This window comes from Streptomyces sp. NPDC002698, assembly GCF_042888945.1.
GTDB lineage: Bacteria > Actinomycetota > Actinomycetes > Streptomycetales > Streptomycetaceae > Streptomyces.
The window spans coordinates 31,680-45,873 of record NZ_JBIAQM010000002.1 but is presented as its reverse complement, the minus strand read 5'-3'; the positions used below and the strand labels follow the sequence as shown (position 1 = coordinate 45,873).

Here is a 14,194-nt window from a genome sequence, read left to right as displayed (position 1 = left end):
CATGACCAACCCGTTCGAGGACCAGGACAGCACCTTCCTCGTGCTCACCAACGACGAGAACCAGCACTCGCTGTGGCCGCAGTTCGCGGACGTCCCCGACGGCTGGAGCGTCGCCCACGGACCCGACACCCACGCCGCCTGCCTGGAGTACGTCGAGCGGTCCTGGACCGACATGCGGCCCAAGAGCCTCGCCGACGCCATGAACGCCCAGCGATAGCGCGGCTCGCAGTGAACCTGACCGACACCACCGACGAGGCCCGCGACAGCGCGGGCCTCGCCCGGTCCGACGACCTCGCCGCGGCCCTGCTCACGCCCGGGGCCCGCCGGGACCCGTACCCGTTCTACGCCCGCATGCGCCGCGAGGACCCGGTCCACCGCAGCGCCCAGGGCATCTGGTACCTCACCCGGTACGCCGACGTCGAGGCCGCCCTGGGCGACCTGCGGCTGTCCAACGACCGGGACCGGATGACCCGCGCCTACAGCGCGCTCGGCGGCGACCTCAAGGCCTTCAGCCGGCTCACCGACCGGCTCGGCCGGGTGATGAGCAACACCGACCCGCCGGACCACGCCCGGCTGCGCAAGCTGGCCAACCGGGCTTTCACCGCCCGGCGCGTCGAAGCCCTGCGCGACGGCATCCAGCGGATCGTCGACCGGCTCATCGACGAGGCGGTCGCGGCCGGGCCGACCATGGACCTGATCGAGGCGGTCGCCTCCCCGCTGCCGATGTCCGTCGTCTGCGAGCTCTTCGGCATCCCGCCCGAGGACCTCCCGCAGGTCAAGACCTGGTTCCAGCGCTTCGGCCGGCTGAGCGAGGACATCGACAAGTCCGAGGCGGCGATCGAGCAGTACGAGGAGTACCTCGCCCGGCTCGTCCGCCGACGCCGGGCCGACCCCGGCGACGACCTCATCAGCGCCCTGGTCGCCACCCAGGCGCAGGACGACCGGCTCACCGACTCCGAGCTGCTGTCCACCTGCTTCGTCCTGATCACCGCCGGCGACGAGACCACCACCCACCTGGTCGGCAACGGCATGCTCGCGCTGCTGCGCCACCCCGGCCAACTGGCCCGGCTGCGCGCCGACCCGGCGCTGGTCCGCACCGCCGTCGAGGAACTCGCCCGCTACGACACGCCGACCCAGGCGATCGTCCGGGTCGTCGCCGAGGACGTCGGGATCGGCGGGCGGACGCTGCGCGAGGGCGAGCTGGTGTACCTGTTCCTCGCCGCGACCAACCGGGACCCCGAGCGCTTCGAGGACCCCGACCGCCTCGACCTGACCCGCCCCGGCAACCGGCACCTCAGCTTCGGCAACGGCCCGCACTTCTGCCTCGGCGGCCCGCTGGCCAGGCTCCAGGCGGAGGTGGCCGTCGGCACGCTGGTCCGCCGGCTCCCGCACCTGCGCCTGGCCGACGGCGCGGTCCTCGACTGGCGGCCCAACCCGCTGCAACGGCGGCTCACCGCGCTTCCGCTCACCTACTGACCCATGAACGACGACGAAGGAGAAATGGCCATGGCCCGAGAGCTCGAGGTCCGCCGGGAACAGGACCTGCCCGCCACGCCCGAACAGGTCTGGGACGCGGTCGCCACAGGTGCCGGCAACCTCGGCTGGCTCTACCCGATGGAGGTCGAGCCGGGCGTCGGCGGAAAGGCCACGCGCGGTGACAGCACCGTCGTGGCGTGGGAGCCGCCGCACCACTTCGCGGTCCGGGCGACCCAGGACGGCGGGTTCTCCAACACGCTCACCTACCGCATCGAGCCGGCCGACGGCGGCACGAGCCACCTGCGGATGGGAATCCACTGGGTGCACACGGGCGTCGTCGACGACAGCTGGAACTGGGACACCAAGGCGGACGCGGCCGAGAAGCACGTCGACTTCTACCAGCACTCCCTCCCCGAGTACCTGAGGCACTTCGCCGGCCGCCCCGCCGTCTACGTCAGGGCCGCCCGTGCCGAGCGCACCGAGGACCCCGCCGACTTCGCCGCCCTGCGCCGGCGCCTCGGCCTCGACGACGACGCGGCCGTCGGCGACCGGCTGTCGCTCGACCTCCCGGGTACGGACGGCGGCCCGACGGAGGTGGTCGTGGACTGGCTGAGCCCCGACTTCGTCGGCCTGCGGGGCCCGGACGCGCTGTACCGGTTCTTCAACGGCAGTTCCTGGAACTGGCCGATCTGGCTGGGCCACCACCTGTTCGCCGAGGACGCGGACGAGGAGCTGGCCACCAAGGCCTGGAACGCCTGGCTCAACGGCGCCTGACCCGTCGTACGACAACAACCGAAGGACCTCTGGTGGAAACACTGCTCTACGCCGCTGAACTCGTCCGGGAAGACGGCACCTACAAGCTCGTGGTGCAGGACGTGGTGCGGGACACGGTACAAGTCACCCCGGTTCCCGAATCCGCGGTGGCCAGGCTTCCGGCCTTCCTGTCGGTGCTGAGTTCCAAGCTCGGCTCGGCGTCGGCACGTGGCCGCTGGTAGACCGCTTGCGGATCAATGAGGCCGGTGCCGTCCCGCACATCGACCGCCGGACGGCACCGGCTCCGTGAACGGGCGCTGACGGCCGGACGCCAGCTCATGACGGTCCGAGAGGCAGCACCCTCGGCCGGAGGCCGTCCGCGGGAGAAAGCACCCAGGCCGACGACGACGCCGGTGTGTTCCCATGCGGGACCATTCCCCCCGCCCGAGTGAGACCGCCCGACGCGCGGTTCACGGCCCCGTTGCTTACGCTGCGTCACCTCAAGGCGCACACTGGCGACATGGTCATCAATCCAGGGGGCTCCCCGGACGGCTCGACGGCGCGAGAGATCGACCGACTCGCGACCTCGTACTGGGACTTCCTGCTCGCACGCGAGCCGTCGCTGCGCGCACGCCGCGGGCTGCCGGTCGAGTCGCTGCCGGGGGTGTCCGCGGGGGAGGCCGACGAGCGCGCCGGGTTCGCGGCAGGGGTGCTGAACCGGCTGCGCGCGCTGCGACCGGCGGAGCTGTCCGGTCCCGCCGCCGACACGGCGGGCTTCCTCCGGGCACTGGCCGAACAGGAGGCGGAGGCGGGACGTTTCCACTGGCTCACCCCCACCGCCACGCCGTACCAGCTCTTCCGCCTCCAGCAATACGGCGACACCGTCTTCCGCCCGTTCCGCTTCGAGCACCGAGCCGACGCGGACCGGTACGTGACCCTCGTACGGGACCTGGTCCGTTGCGTCGCGACGATCGGCGACAAGGTCGCCGGGCAGGCGGAGCGGGGCTTTCACATCCCCGCTCCCGCCCTGACCGGCGTCCACACCACACTCACCCGTCTGCGGGCCTCGTCGGCACGGCACGTCCGGGCGGACGCCGAGCGGCTCACCCGGCTCGACGCGGCGAGCCGGGGGCACCTGCGCGACACGGTCGAGCGGCTCGTGGCCACCGAACTGGAGCCGGCGTTCGACCGCCTCGTCGCCCTCGTGGGCGACCCGGACTACCTCCGGCGGGCACCGGGGGCCGTCGGCTGGGCCCGCTACCCGGAAGGCGAGGCGGCGTACCGGGCCTTCGTCAGGACGTACACATCCGGCGACACACCACCCGAACGCCTCCACGAACTCGGCCGGGAGCACTGCCGCGAACTCGGCGAGCGGATGCGGGAGATGCGCGACACGCTCGGTTTCGCGGGGACGGAGGCGGAGTTCCACGAACGGCTTACGACCGAGCCGCGCCTGTACGCCGCCACCCCGGAGGAGGTCGAAGCCCGCTACCGCGGACACCTCGACCGCCTCACGCCGCTGCTGCCGCGCTGGTTCGCGGTCCTGCCCCGCGCCCCCTACGACGTGGCCCGCCTCGACCCGGCGCTGGAGGGGTCGATGACGTTCGGCTACTACGAAGCGCCGACCGCCGCGCAACCGGTGGGACGCTACCGCTACAACGCCTCGGACCTGGCACATCGGTCACTGCTCGGCGCGGCCGCGCTCATCTACCACGAGCTGTCGCCCGGACATCACTTCCACCTCGCCCGCCAGGCCGAGAACACCGCGCTGCCCGACCTGCGACGCGAACTGTCCGCCTTCAGCGGGTTCGAGGAGGGCTGGGCGGAGTACGCGGCAGGGCTCGCCTGGGAGATGGGGCTGTACGACGACCCGTGGGACGCGTACGGACGCCTGGCCCATGAACGGTTCACCGCGCAGCGCCTCGTCGTCGACACCGGCCTCAACCTCGGGACGATGACGCTGGAGCAGGCGCGCGCCTTCATGCGCGCCCACGCGGCAGCCGAGTCCGAGGGACAGATCACGACCGAGTCGCTGCGCTACGCGACCGATCTGCCGGGACAGGCGCTGACGTACCGGGCGGGTCATGCGGAGTTCACGGCATTGCGGACGGCATACGAACGTGACGCCGGTGCCGCGTTCGACGTGCGCGCCTTTCACGAGACCGTTCTGGCCGGCGGCGCGCTGCCGTTTCCCGTCCTGCGCCGACGGGTGGCGAGAGAACTGCACGGGGCATACGGCCGAACGGAATTCCAGGGAAAGCCGCTCTACTCGAATGAGTGAAAGCCGCGGGGAGTTCGTAGCCGCTTGCCCGGCCTCGGATACTCTCTGTGATGGAGTGTGCGGGTCCGCTGAAGCGGAGTGCGTCCATCTGATCATCATCTCCTCGACAGAAGAGAAGGATGTTGTGCCATGCCGCCTGTAGTACCTCCTTTCCTGATCGGTCTGATCGCCGCATCCCTGGTGAAGAGGCTGGGCAAGCCCTTGGTGCGAGGGGTCGTCAAAGCGTCGGTGGGCCTGGGAATCGAGGTCAAGAAGGCCGTCCACGAAGCCGGCGAGGGAATCCATGATCTCGCCGCCGAGGCGACCGCCGAGGTGCTCGCAGCCCAGACGGCACCGGGATCCGGACACGGCGTCCGCGCCCCGGAGGACGGCACCGCGGGCCGGGCCGGAGCGGCCGCCAAGTCGGCGCGCGCAGCGGCAGGGGCCCACGAGGGGCGGACCGGCCGTCAGGCCAAGCCCGTCGGCAAGACCCGTAGCGCCGGTTCGGCCGCCGCCAAGGCCCGTAGAGACGGTTCGGTCGCCACCAAGGCGCACTGAGTCCGCCCGTCGATTCTTCGTGCGCCGCCAAGGCTCGCTGAGTCTGCCCATAGACTCTCCATGTGGTTCTGTCTCGTCCCGATGCCACGCCCACGTTTTCGTCTGCGTAACCGGTCGAGACTTTCAAGTCCCGGCCTCTCGCGTGAGACCGCCGCGCCACCGGCGGCATGGTGGGCCGCGCCGTATCGACCATCACGACACCCTGATGGAGGCAGGTCAGATGTCTGCGACCGGAATCCCCCTGTATTCCCCGGAATTCATTCAGGAAGGCGGTGCCTGCAAACCCGTCGTGACCGATCGCCCGCGCCACACCGTGCGACCCGCATACGTATCCACGAAGGCGATGGAGCGGCTTCCCGCCTTTCTCGCCAAGCTCGGCTCCCCGTACCTGCGCGGGATCCGTCGGCGATGACGGCGACCGACGCGAAGAAGTGGTTCCGTGTCCACCCGCGTGCGGCGGACCCCAGGCTCCGACTGTTGTGTTTCCCGCACGCCGGCGGCACGGCACAGTTGTTCCACGGTTGGCCCGCGCTGCTGCCGGAGGACGTCGAGGTGCTCGCTGTGCGGTACCCCGGCCGCCAGGACCGGCTCGCGGAAGCCTGCATCGAGGACATGGCCACCCTGGCCGACACGATCGAGGACGCACTGCGGCCCCATCTCGACCGGCCGTTGGCGCTCTTCGGGCACAGCATGGGCGCCTGCGTCGCCTACGAGGTGACCCTGAGACTGGAGACCCGGGGCATCGTCCCCGCGCACCTGCTGGTCTCCGCACACGAAGCTCCCCAACGGGCCGAACACGCCAGGCTGCACGACGCCGACGACGAAACCCTGATCACCCACGTCCGGCACCTCGGAGACCTGCACTCGGAGGCCTACGACATCCCGGAGCTGCGTGACCTGCTGCTGCCCGCCCTCCGTTCGGACTACCGGCTGATCGAGGGCTACCACCCCCCGAATCCGGCTCCGGTCAAGGCGCCGATCACCGCGTACGTCGGCCAGGACGACCCGAGTTGCGTGCTCGACGGGGTCCTCGCCTGGTCCGGCCTCACCGCCCCGGGCTCCTTCGAGCTGCGCCCGTTCCCCGGGGACCACTTCTACCTCGCAGCCCGGGAGACCGAAGTGGTCGCGGACGTGGCCGCACGCCTCACGCGCGTGTGAGGCGCCGGTCAGGCCCGACGGCGAACGCCCGTATCGAGAACCTGGAAGTCCACGGCACACACCCACAGCTCCCGGACCGTGCGCGGTCGGCTCCTGGCGGGGCCGTACGGTGTCGGCGGCTGCCCCGCTGTGACGGAAGGCGGGGTCCCGGCACCGCGCATGGCGCCCGCGGGGTTCCCAGGGGACGATGGTCGTACCGGGCGCTGAGACGTGCGGTGTCCCCGGCAGCGGCCGCGAAGGCCGGGACGGAGAAGGACCATGCGACCGGGAAGACGTGCCGCCGACGCGATACTTCGGCTGCTCAGCCGGGACTGGGCCGGGCTGGGCATCGCTCTGCTGCCGGCGGCCGCGGGCGCGCGGTGTGTATCCAGGGGTACCGGCCGGCGGATTCCCGGCGGTGTGCTGTGGGCCGTGGCCCTCGCGCTCGGTCTCGGGTCGTTCCGCCATCTGGTGCATGTGGGCCGGGTACGGGTGAGGTACCCGCCACCCGGGCGAATGGTCGACGTGGGCGGCTACCGCATGCACGTCCTGGCCGAGGGAGACGTCGGGCCGAGGCCCACTGTGGTCTGGATGCCGGGCGGCCATGCCGGCGGATACGCCATGTACCGGCTGCACGCGCTGGCGCGGGAACAGATGCGTTCGGTCCTGGTGGACCGTCCGGGGTCCGGCTGGAGCGACCCGGGTCCGTTCCCGCGCACGACGGCGGCAGAATCCGTCGAACTGCTCACGGCGCTGGAACGGGCCGGTGAAAAAGGGCCCTACGTCCTCGTGGGGCACTCGTTCGGGGGGCTGCTCATGGCCAACGCCGCCAGGCGCCGCCCTGACCTGGTGGCCGGTCTGGTGCTGCTCGATCCCACCCCGCCCGATGCCGTCGCCTTCGGCCCGGCGCTTCCGGCCCTGCGACGTGCCCCGAGGGACCAGACCGTCCTCGCGCTGCGTCACCTCTTCGGCCTCCACCCTCTCGCGGGCAAGAAGGAGACACACACCTCCGATGACCCGACGCAGGTTCTCACCATGATCGAACTCAGGAGCAAGGCGAGCTGCGCCGCGGCGTCGATCCTGCGAGAGCTGTCACCGGACGGCATCACCCGAGACGGCTGGCAGACGGCCGTACACGATGGCGAACTCGGCTCGCTGCCTCTCCTCCTCGTGGCGCCACGCGATCTGACGGGCGGTGGCGAGATCTTCGACGCGGTTGACGATCCGCAGGAGAGCGCCCGGGTCCGGCACTTCTTCCTCACCGTGAGAGAACGGTTCCTCGCGGCCTCCAGCAGGGGGCGGAGGGTTTACACCCCGGAGGGAACCGGCCACGACTTCCCGGACCGCGTACCCGAGTTCGTTGTGCAGGTGGTGGACTCGCTGCTGGACCAGTGCGGGCCGGGGGCGCCGAAGCCGTTCTGATCCCGTTGCGCAGCCACGGCCCGCTCCGGCGGGCTTCCACCCGACCGAATGAACAGCGTCGGCGTCTACGGGCGCGGCGGCCGAGGTCCGACTATCGTGTTTTTGGTGGGGGGTGAAATTCCTGCCCGGCTTTGTCGGCCAGACGGTATCGGCTCGTGCGGCGTCGGCAGTCGTGCTGTGTACACAAGAAGAGGGTTCACACATGCTCCCTGCTGTTCCTCCCTTCCTCGTCGGCGTGATTGCGGCGCCTCTGGCCAAAAGAGTGGCGAAACCGTTGGTGCGAGGCGTCATCAAGACGTCGGTCGGCCTGACCCTTGAAGTCAAGCGTGCGGTCATCGAGGCCGGGGAGGAGATCCAGGGCCTCACCGCCCTGGCGGCCGCCGAGAAGATGGCGAGTTCGGCTCGCACAGGTGATGTGGCGCCGGCGGTGAGGTGACGGCGCACGGTGCCGCGTCCGGCTGAAGGCCCGCTCGACTTCGAGCCGGTCGGCGTCCGTACCCGGAGCGCCCGGACGGCGACGGCGGACGCGGGCAGACCATCCCGTTGACGACCTGCCGGTCCGACACCACGCGGCCGTCCCGTCGCGGCACGCGGTATGAGCGGAGCGAGTAACTCCCGCTCCGGATCGGTGAGTTCATGTCGGCGACCGCTTCCCCGACGACACCTGCAACGCGGCCGTGCTCGTCTCCGACTTCCCGGTGAAGGGCAAGTACGCGATCCGGGGCGTCCGCTTCAAGGACATCCGCGTGGACGGCACCGGCACCTCCGTGCCCGGCGCCCGCTCCGCCGGCCCGGCGTCCTTCGGGAACGCGGGCGCTCGTGTGCGTCGGTGGGCATCCTCATGCGTATGACGCATCAGAGATGAGCTGGGAACGCTAGACTCGACGTCATGAGTATGAGCCTCGAGGAGCGGGTGCGGGCCGCGCTGGCGGCACTCCTGCACGCGGCGGGCGAGTCGCAGACCGACCTCGCCGCCGCCCTGGGGGTGAGCCAGGCTCAGGTGAGCCGGCGTCAGTCCGGCACCGCGGCCTGGAGTCTGGCCGACTGTGAGGCGGTCGCCGCTCACTACGGAATCGACGTACTGGAACTCCTGGCGGGACCGACCAGGGCCACGGAAGCGCTGCCCGCCGGCCGCCGTCGTGTTCCCCGCCGCCACACCAGTGCCCCCCGTGCGGCCGTGGCGCGCGAGAGGGGAGCGCGATGAACGGCTTCGACGCGATCGACGCCCTGCTCGCCGGAGTGAAGGAAGAGGTCCCGCTTCCGCCCGCCGGGGAACGGCGCGCGCTGCGTGAAGCACTGAACCTCTCGCGCGCCCAGCTCGCGCGCGCCCTCGGCGTCGCGGCCTCCACCGTCGGAGGCTGGGAGTCCGGACGCGACCCGAGCGGCGAAGTCCGGGAGAAGTACGCGTACTTCATCGAGGGAGCGCGGGACAGACTGGCCGGACCGACGGCACACGACGCCCCGGACGAAGAGCCGCCGGACGACACCGAGGCGGAGGACGACGGGGAGGATCCGGGCCGGGCCGAGGTTCCCGCGGGGACCGGCGAGGACTCCGGGCGGGACGACGACGATGTGCTCGCCGCTCCCCGGCCGTGCGTGCTGTGCGGGCAGCCCGCCCGCCACCAGCTCGCGGGATTTCCCCAGCATCTGGACCCCGCCGAATGCGGCACGCCCGAGCCCGCGCAGCCCGTACAGAGCGCCGAGCCCGTACAGAGCGCCGAGCCCGTACAGTTCCCCGAGCCCGCGCAGCCCGTACAGGCCATGGAACCGGCCAAGCCGGAGAAGCCCGTGTCCCGGCAGGCTGTACGGCAGCCGGCACGCGGCGGACGGCATGACCAGGAGCCGTCCGGCGTGAGAGTCGTGCCCGTCGGCCGTCGGGCGCAGGCGGCTTCCGACGTGCCGGACCCGATCGGCTCCGCGGTCGCGGCCGTCCTCGCCCAGCACGCGGGCGACGCCGAGGCGGCGACGGCCGCGTTGGTCAAGCGGGCGATCCCGGACGCGATGGCGCTGCTGGACCAGACCCGCAGGGGCGGCCGGTACGACATCGTGGCTCACCCGTGGCTCCCGGACATCCTGCGCAAGCAGACCGCGCGCGGCGCCGACCAGATCTGGGAGGCCCGCCCGAAGTGGACCCGCCCGGAGCTGCCCGCGGGCCCGCACGAGGTGACGGCCCTCGACATCAACGGCGCCTACCTGTCGGCACTGAAGACCCACTTGCCGATCGGGCAGCTCGAACACTCCACCGGCGACCACCATGACCGCCGCCGCGCCGGCGTCCACCTGATCACCCCGCCCGACTGGGACCACGACGCGGTCCTGCCCAACCCGATCGGCCACCGCGACGAACCCGGCCCCCTGTGGGTCACCGAGCCCGTCCTGCGTCTGCTGCTGCGCCTGTCCGGCCCGAAGCACGCGCTGTGCGACCCGCCCCGGATCCACGAGTCCTGGACCTCGGGAGCGACGGAGGGCCTGCTGGAGAAGTTCCGTGTCGCGCTGAAGGACGCCCGCGACCGGGCGATCGCCGAGGACGACGACGTGACGCTGGAGTACGTCAAGCAGATGTACTCCAAGTTCGTCTCCACACTGGGGGAGTCGAACTACAACCGGGAGCTGTACCGCACCGACTGGATGCACACCATCCGCTCCCAGGCGTTCACGAACCTGTGGTGGAAGGCCCACCGCGCCTACGACGAAGGCCTCATGGTGGTCCGCGCCATGGGCACCGACGAACTGCACGTCGTCGGTGACTGGCGTGCGGTGTTCGCCGAGGGCCGGGGCCTCACCGAGGTGAAGGTCAAGGACGTCTACACCGTCGGCGCCGAGGGGCCCGAGGCCGCGCGGCCCCCGGAAGACCGTCCCTGAGTCCTGTCCCCGCGTAGTGCCCGCGCTCGGCTGCGCACGGCCCGCGTCGGCCCGTACAGTGATCCACCTACCCGAGGACCGGAAGAGACGATGCCAGAGCGGAACATCGAGTTCGGCAAGTACGGCGCCCGCGGCCTCAGGGGTCACGAGGCCGTCGCCCGCCGGCTGGACGACCTCGCCGGCTACATCGCGACCCCCGTCACCGCACGCCGCGGCCTGCTCGCCCGCCTGCACTACCTCACCCGCACCGACCACGCCCGCGCCGCGGCCCGCGCGGCCGGTCTGACCGTCACCGGCCGCACCCTGCGCGCCTGGCTCGACGGCACGCGCTCGCCGTCGAAGAAGAACCTGGAGCGGATCGAGCGGGTGTACCGGACGGTGCGGCGCGAGAACGTCGCCCGCTATCTGACCGCCCGCCTCAACCGCGCGGGCCGGGGCACCCGGGTCGAGATCCACCCGCTCAACCAGTCCCAGGTCGACCGGCCGCGCCAGCGGGTGGTGGAGTTCCGCACCCTCAACGTGCGCCGCTGGGACCGCATCGTCGCCGCCTGGGCCGCCGGGGACGAGCAGGAACTCGACGACGCGTGGGTGGACCAGGTCGTCGACCTCGGCAGCCAGTGGGGCCAGTACGAGTACGTCACCAACGTAGGCTTCGCCGCCTGACAGGGGTCGTGCACCGAGGCCCTGGCGCCGCGCACGAACGACACGGCCCGTCGCGAGCCCGTGCGGGCAAGCCGTGACGCATCCGAGCCGTGGCCCCGCCCGCGCCTGTCCGACCTCGCCCCTGCCCGGACGAGGCCGTGGCCGCAGCGGCTATTCTTGCCCCTTGCTCACCGGCCGGGGCCGACCGCCGCAGCCGGGGGACGGGGCCCGGCCCGATGCCGCATACCGCGGGGCGATCTTGGAATGGATGCCCTCGCGCCGTTGCTGCACTCCCTACGGGCTCACCCTCTTCCCGGGGTGCTCCGGGTCTCGATGCCCGGCGCGACGGGGCGTGGAAACCGCGGGCGAGATCGCATCGCCCCGCTCCCCGGTCCCCGGCCCGTTGTCTTCGAAAGGTTCTCCTGCACCATGCCCTTGGCTCTGCTGGCCCTGGCTGTCGTCGCGTTCGGCATCGGCACGACCGAGTTCGCCACGATGGGGCTGCTGCCCCAGATCGCCGACGGGATCGGTGTGTCCGTACCGCACGCCGGCAACGTCGTGTCGGCCTACGCGCTCGGTGTCGTCGTCGGCGCGCCGCTGCTGACGGGCATATGCGCGCGTGTCCCGCACAAGCGGCTGCTGCTGCTCCTGACCGGGCTGTTCGTGATCGGCAACGTGGCGTCCGCCGTCGCCCCCGACTTCGGCACCCTCTTCGCCGCCCGCTTCCTGGCCGGCCTGCCGCACGGCGCGCTGTTCGGCGTCGGCGCCGTCGTCGCCTCGCGCCTGGTCGCACCGGACAGGGCCGCACGCGCCGTCTCGAAGATGTTCCTCGGCCTCACCATCGCCAACATCATCGGCGTTCCGGCCGCCACCGCCCTCGGCCAGCACCTGGGCTGGCGCTCCGCCTACGGCGCGGTCGCCGTCATCGGACTCGTCGCCCTGGCCGCCCTGGCCGCCTTCGTCCCGCACCAGCCGCGCGGGAACCAGTCCGGCATCCGGCACGAGCTGCGGGCCATGGGCAACAAGCAGGTCGCCATCGGTCTGGCCACGGCCGTGGTGGGCTTCGGCGGATTCTTCGCCGTCTACAGCTACCTCGTGCCGATGCTCACGCACGTGACCGGCCTCTCCGGTTCCTCGACCACCTGGGTCCTGGCGCTCTACGGCGTCGGCATGACGCTCGGCACCCTGATCGCCGGACCGCTCACGGACCGCGCCCTGCGTCCGACGATGTACTGGGGACTCGTCCTGCTCGCCGCGGCACTGGTGGTGTTCTACTTCGCGGTCCACAGCACCGTGCCCGCACTGGTGACGATCACGTTCATCGGCGCGATGGGGTCCCTCATCACCACCCCCATCCAGATGCTGCTCATGGCCAAGGCGAAGAACGCCCCGACGATGGCGGCGGCCTCCAACCACTCGGCCTTCAACCTGGCCAACGCGGGTGGCGCCTGGCTCGGCGGCCTGGTCATCTCGGCGGGCTGGGGCTGGGCGGCTCCCAACCTGGTCGGCGCCGCGCTCGCCGTGGCCGGTCTGGGACTCGCGTTCACGGGCGGATTCATGGAGAGGGGCCACCGGCGCTCCGAAGTGATCACGCAGGCGTCGCCCGTGGCCGGACAGGAGACGCCGGTCCCCGCCGCGGACTGACGCGTCGACCGGGATGCGCCGCCCTCCCCGGCAGCGCATCCGGCCCGGCGGGCCGGCGGGACTACTCGGGCCTGCCGACGCCCTCCACGGCCGGGCCCGCGGACGGTGCCGGTCCGGCAGGGTCCGTCGCACCGGCGGCGCCCGCACCGGCGGCGGAGTGGTGCGACGGGGCGGCCATCCCGCACGGCGTACAGCCGGACGCTTGCTCCGGACGCAGCGGCACACCGTTGTCGCGCAGTACGTCGCGGAGGTCGAGGATGAGCGGGAACACCTCGTGGTTGTGGTCCTCGCCCTGCTCGTCCCAGGCGCGCTGCTCGGCCTCGACCGCCATCCGGTCCTGGGCGAAGACCCGCTCGGTGAAACGGCGGATGAGCGGCCAGGCGAGATGGAGCGCCCCGGGGACCGACGGCTTCGCGATCGTGAGCAGGCCGTAGGCGTGATTGACCCGCTGCTCCGCGTCCTTCGGGACGTAGGCGGCCCACAGCGAGAACACCGGAAGGTCGCTGCCCTCGGGGACGTCCCGCAGGGTCTGGTACGGGTACTCGGTGCGGATCGTGATGACATCGGGCCGGTCCTGGCCCCCGATCCCCTCCGCCGACAGCAGCCCCGCGCCCCGGTCCTTGCGGCCTCCGGCGGGGACGAAGAGATAGCGGGCCTCCACGTGCCGTGGCCCGGCGTCGTACCCCAGCAGTTCCGGCCGGATCCGGCCGAGCACACTGCGGTGCAGGAACTGATGGTTCATGTCGAGCAGATTCTCGTGCATGAACGAGTAGTGGCAGCGCACGGTGCGGGAGAACGTCATGGTGCGGTGGGTCGCGGAGTGGTACTCGGGCAGGAACGGGAACGGTGCCTCCTCGGCGAGCGCCGGGTCGCCGGGGAACACGAAGACCAGGCCGTAGGCCTCGCGGACCGGATACGAGCGCACCCCGCGCGGCGGCCGCTCGCAGCCCTTGGGCAGGTAGGGGATCTGCGAGATCCGCCCGTCGCCCCGGTACGCCCACGCGTGGTAGCAGCAACGCAGGATGTCACCCTCGACCACGCCCATGCTCAGTGGCACCTGACGGTGCGCGCAGCGGTCCTCCAGCGCGTGGACGACACCGCTGCGCCCCCGGTACAGCACGATCCGCTCACCGGCGAAGACGGCCGCGAACGTCCGGTTGCGCCGTACCTTCCGCGAGGTCGCCACCGGGTACCAGTGGTCGGGGGAGATGCCGACACGGCGGAGGTCGGAGACCGTTCCGGGCCGGGCCGCCGGACGGCTGTCCGAGTGGTGCGGCAGGTGCGGTACCGAAGCCCCCGGGCGGGAGGCGGAAGGGCGGTCCGGTCCGGGGCGGTCGTGCCGGGCCTCGGTCATGTGCGGTGCTCCCTTGCACTCGGGGCGCGAGTTCGCGTCGTGCGGCAGCGGGGAGACCGCGCGGCGCGCTCACGTTCCGCGACCCG

14 protein-coding genes are annotated in these 14,194 nt (G+C 71.7%); 13 read left to right on the top strand and 1 reads right to left on the bottom strand.

The annotated features are described in order from the left end of the window. The first annotated feature begins 1 nt into the window (after window position 1). The 13 genes from ACFYW9_RS02630 to ACFYW9_RS02570 all read left to right on the top strand — a co-directional run bounded on the left by ACFYW9_RS02630 (window position 2) and on the right by ACFYW9_RS02570 (window position 12,754). Window positions 2–217 (top strand): MbtH family protein, encoded by a 216-nt coding sequence (locus ACFYW9_RS02630; protein WP_389143729.1) that lies wholly within the window; start codon window positions 2–4, stop codon window positions 215–217. An 11-nt stretch (window positions 218–228) separates the two neighbouring features. Continuing rightward, window positions 229–1,476, top strand: a complete 1,248-nt coding sequence (locus ACFYW9_RS02625) for a cytochrome P450 (RefSeq protein ID WP_389143726.1) — start codon at window positions 229–231, stop codon at window positions 1,474–1,476. A gap of 30 nt (window positions 1,477–1,506) precedes the next feature. Continuing rightward, window positions 1,507–2,250 (top strand): SRPBCC family protein, encoded by a 744-nt coding sequence (locus tag ACFYW9_RS02620; RefSeq protein ID WP_389143723.1) that lies wholly within the window; start codon window positions 1,507–1,509, stop codon window positions 2,248–2,250. 32 nt (window positions 2,251–2,282) lie between these two features. Further along, window positions 2,283–2,471, top strand: a complete 189-nt coding sequence (locus tag ACFYW9_RS02615; protein WP_351864683.1) for a hypothetical protein — start codon at window positions 2,283–2,285, stop codon at window positions 2,469–2,471. A gap of 278 nt (window positions 2,472–2,749) precedes the next feature. Further along, a complete protein-coding gene (locus tag ACFYW9_RS02610) occupies window positions 2,750–4,510 on the top strand; it encodes a DUF885 domain-containing protein (protein WP_389143719.1) in 1,761 nt (586 codons plus the stop codon). 129 nt (window positions 4,511–4,639) lie between these two features. Next, window positions 4,640–5,047: a DUF5132 domain-containing protein gene (locus ACFYW9_RS02605; RefSeq protein WP_389143716.1), complete on the top strand. Its 408-nt coding sequence runs from the start codon at window positions 4,640–4,642 to the stop codon at window positions 5,045–5,047. Window positions 5,048–5,455: 408 nt separating this feature from the next. Beyond that, entirely contained in the window at window positions 5,456–6,205 is a 750-nt protein-coding gene (locus tag ACFYW9_RS02600) for a thioesterase II family protein (protein WP_389143713.1), read from the top strand. Window positions 6,206–6,463: 258 nt separating this feature from the next. Then, window positions 6,464–7,606: an alpha/beta fold hydrolase gene (locus ACFYW9_RS02595; protein WP_389143710.1), complete on the top strand. Its 1,143-nt coding sequence runs from the start codon at window positions 6,464–6,466 to the stop codon at window positions 7,604–7,606. Between the two features lie 112 nt (window positions 7,607–7,718). Beyond that, window positions 7,719–8,042 carry a DUF5132 domain-containing protein gene (locus ACFYW9_RS02590; RefSeq protein ID WP_389143707.1) on the top strand — a complete coding sequence of 108 codons (324 nt, stop codon included), beginning with the start codon at window positions 7,719–7,721 and terminating at the stop codon, window positions 8,040–8,042. 453 nt (window positions 8,043–8,495) lie between these two features. Then, entirely contained in the window at window positions 8,496–8,810 is a 315-nt protein-coding gene (locus ACFYW9_RS02585; RefSeq protein WP_389143704.1) for a helix-turn-helix domain-containing protein, read from the top strand. Beyond that, window positions 8,807–10,468 (top strand): helix-turn-helix domain-containing protein, encoded by a 1,662-nt coding sequence (locus tag ACFYW9_RS02580; RefSeq protein WP_389143701.1) that lies wholly within the window; start codon window positions 8,807–8,809, stop codon window positions 10,466–10,468. The genes ACFYW9_RS02585 and ACFYW9_RS02580 overlap by 4 nt, the downstream gene beginning before the upstream one ends. A gap of 90 nt (window positions 10,469–10,558) precedes the next feature. Next, entirely contained in the window at window positions 10,559–11,131 is a 573-nt protein-coding gene (locus ACFYW9_RS02575) for a transcriptional regulator (RefSeq protein ID WP_351864703.1), read from the top strand. 408 nt (window positions 11,132–11,539) lie between these two features. Next, the gene (locus tag ACFYW9_RS02570; RefSeq protein WP_351864706.1) at window positions 11,540–12,754 is read left to right on the top strand and encodes an MFS transporter; all 1,215 of its coding nucleotides are present in this window, start codon (window positions 11,540–11,542) and stop codon (window positions 12,752–12,754) included. Window positions 12,755–12,815: 61 nt separating this feature from the next. On the opposite strand, the gene ACFYW9_RS02565 is transcribed toward ACFYW9_RS02570, so the two are convergent. Next, on the bottom strand, window positions 12,816–14,108 hold the full coding sequence (locus ACFYW9_RS02565; protein ID WP_389143696.1) for a Rieske 2Fe-2S domain-containing protein: 1,293 nt from the start codon (window positions 14,106–14,108) through the stop codon (window positions 12,816–12,818). Window positions 14,109–14,194: the final 86 nt, after the last annotated feature.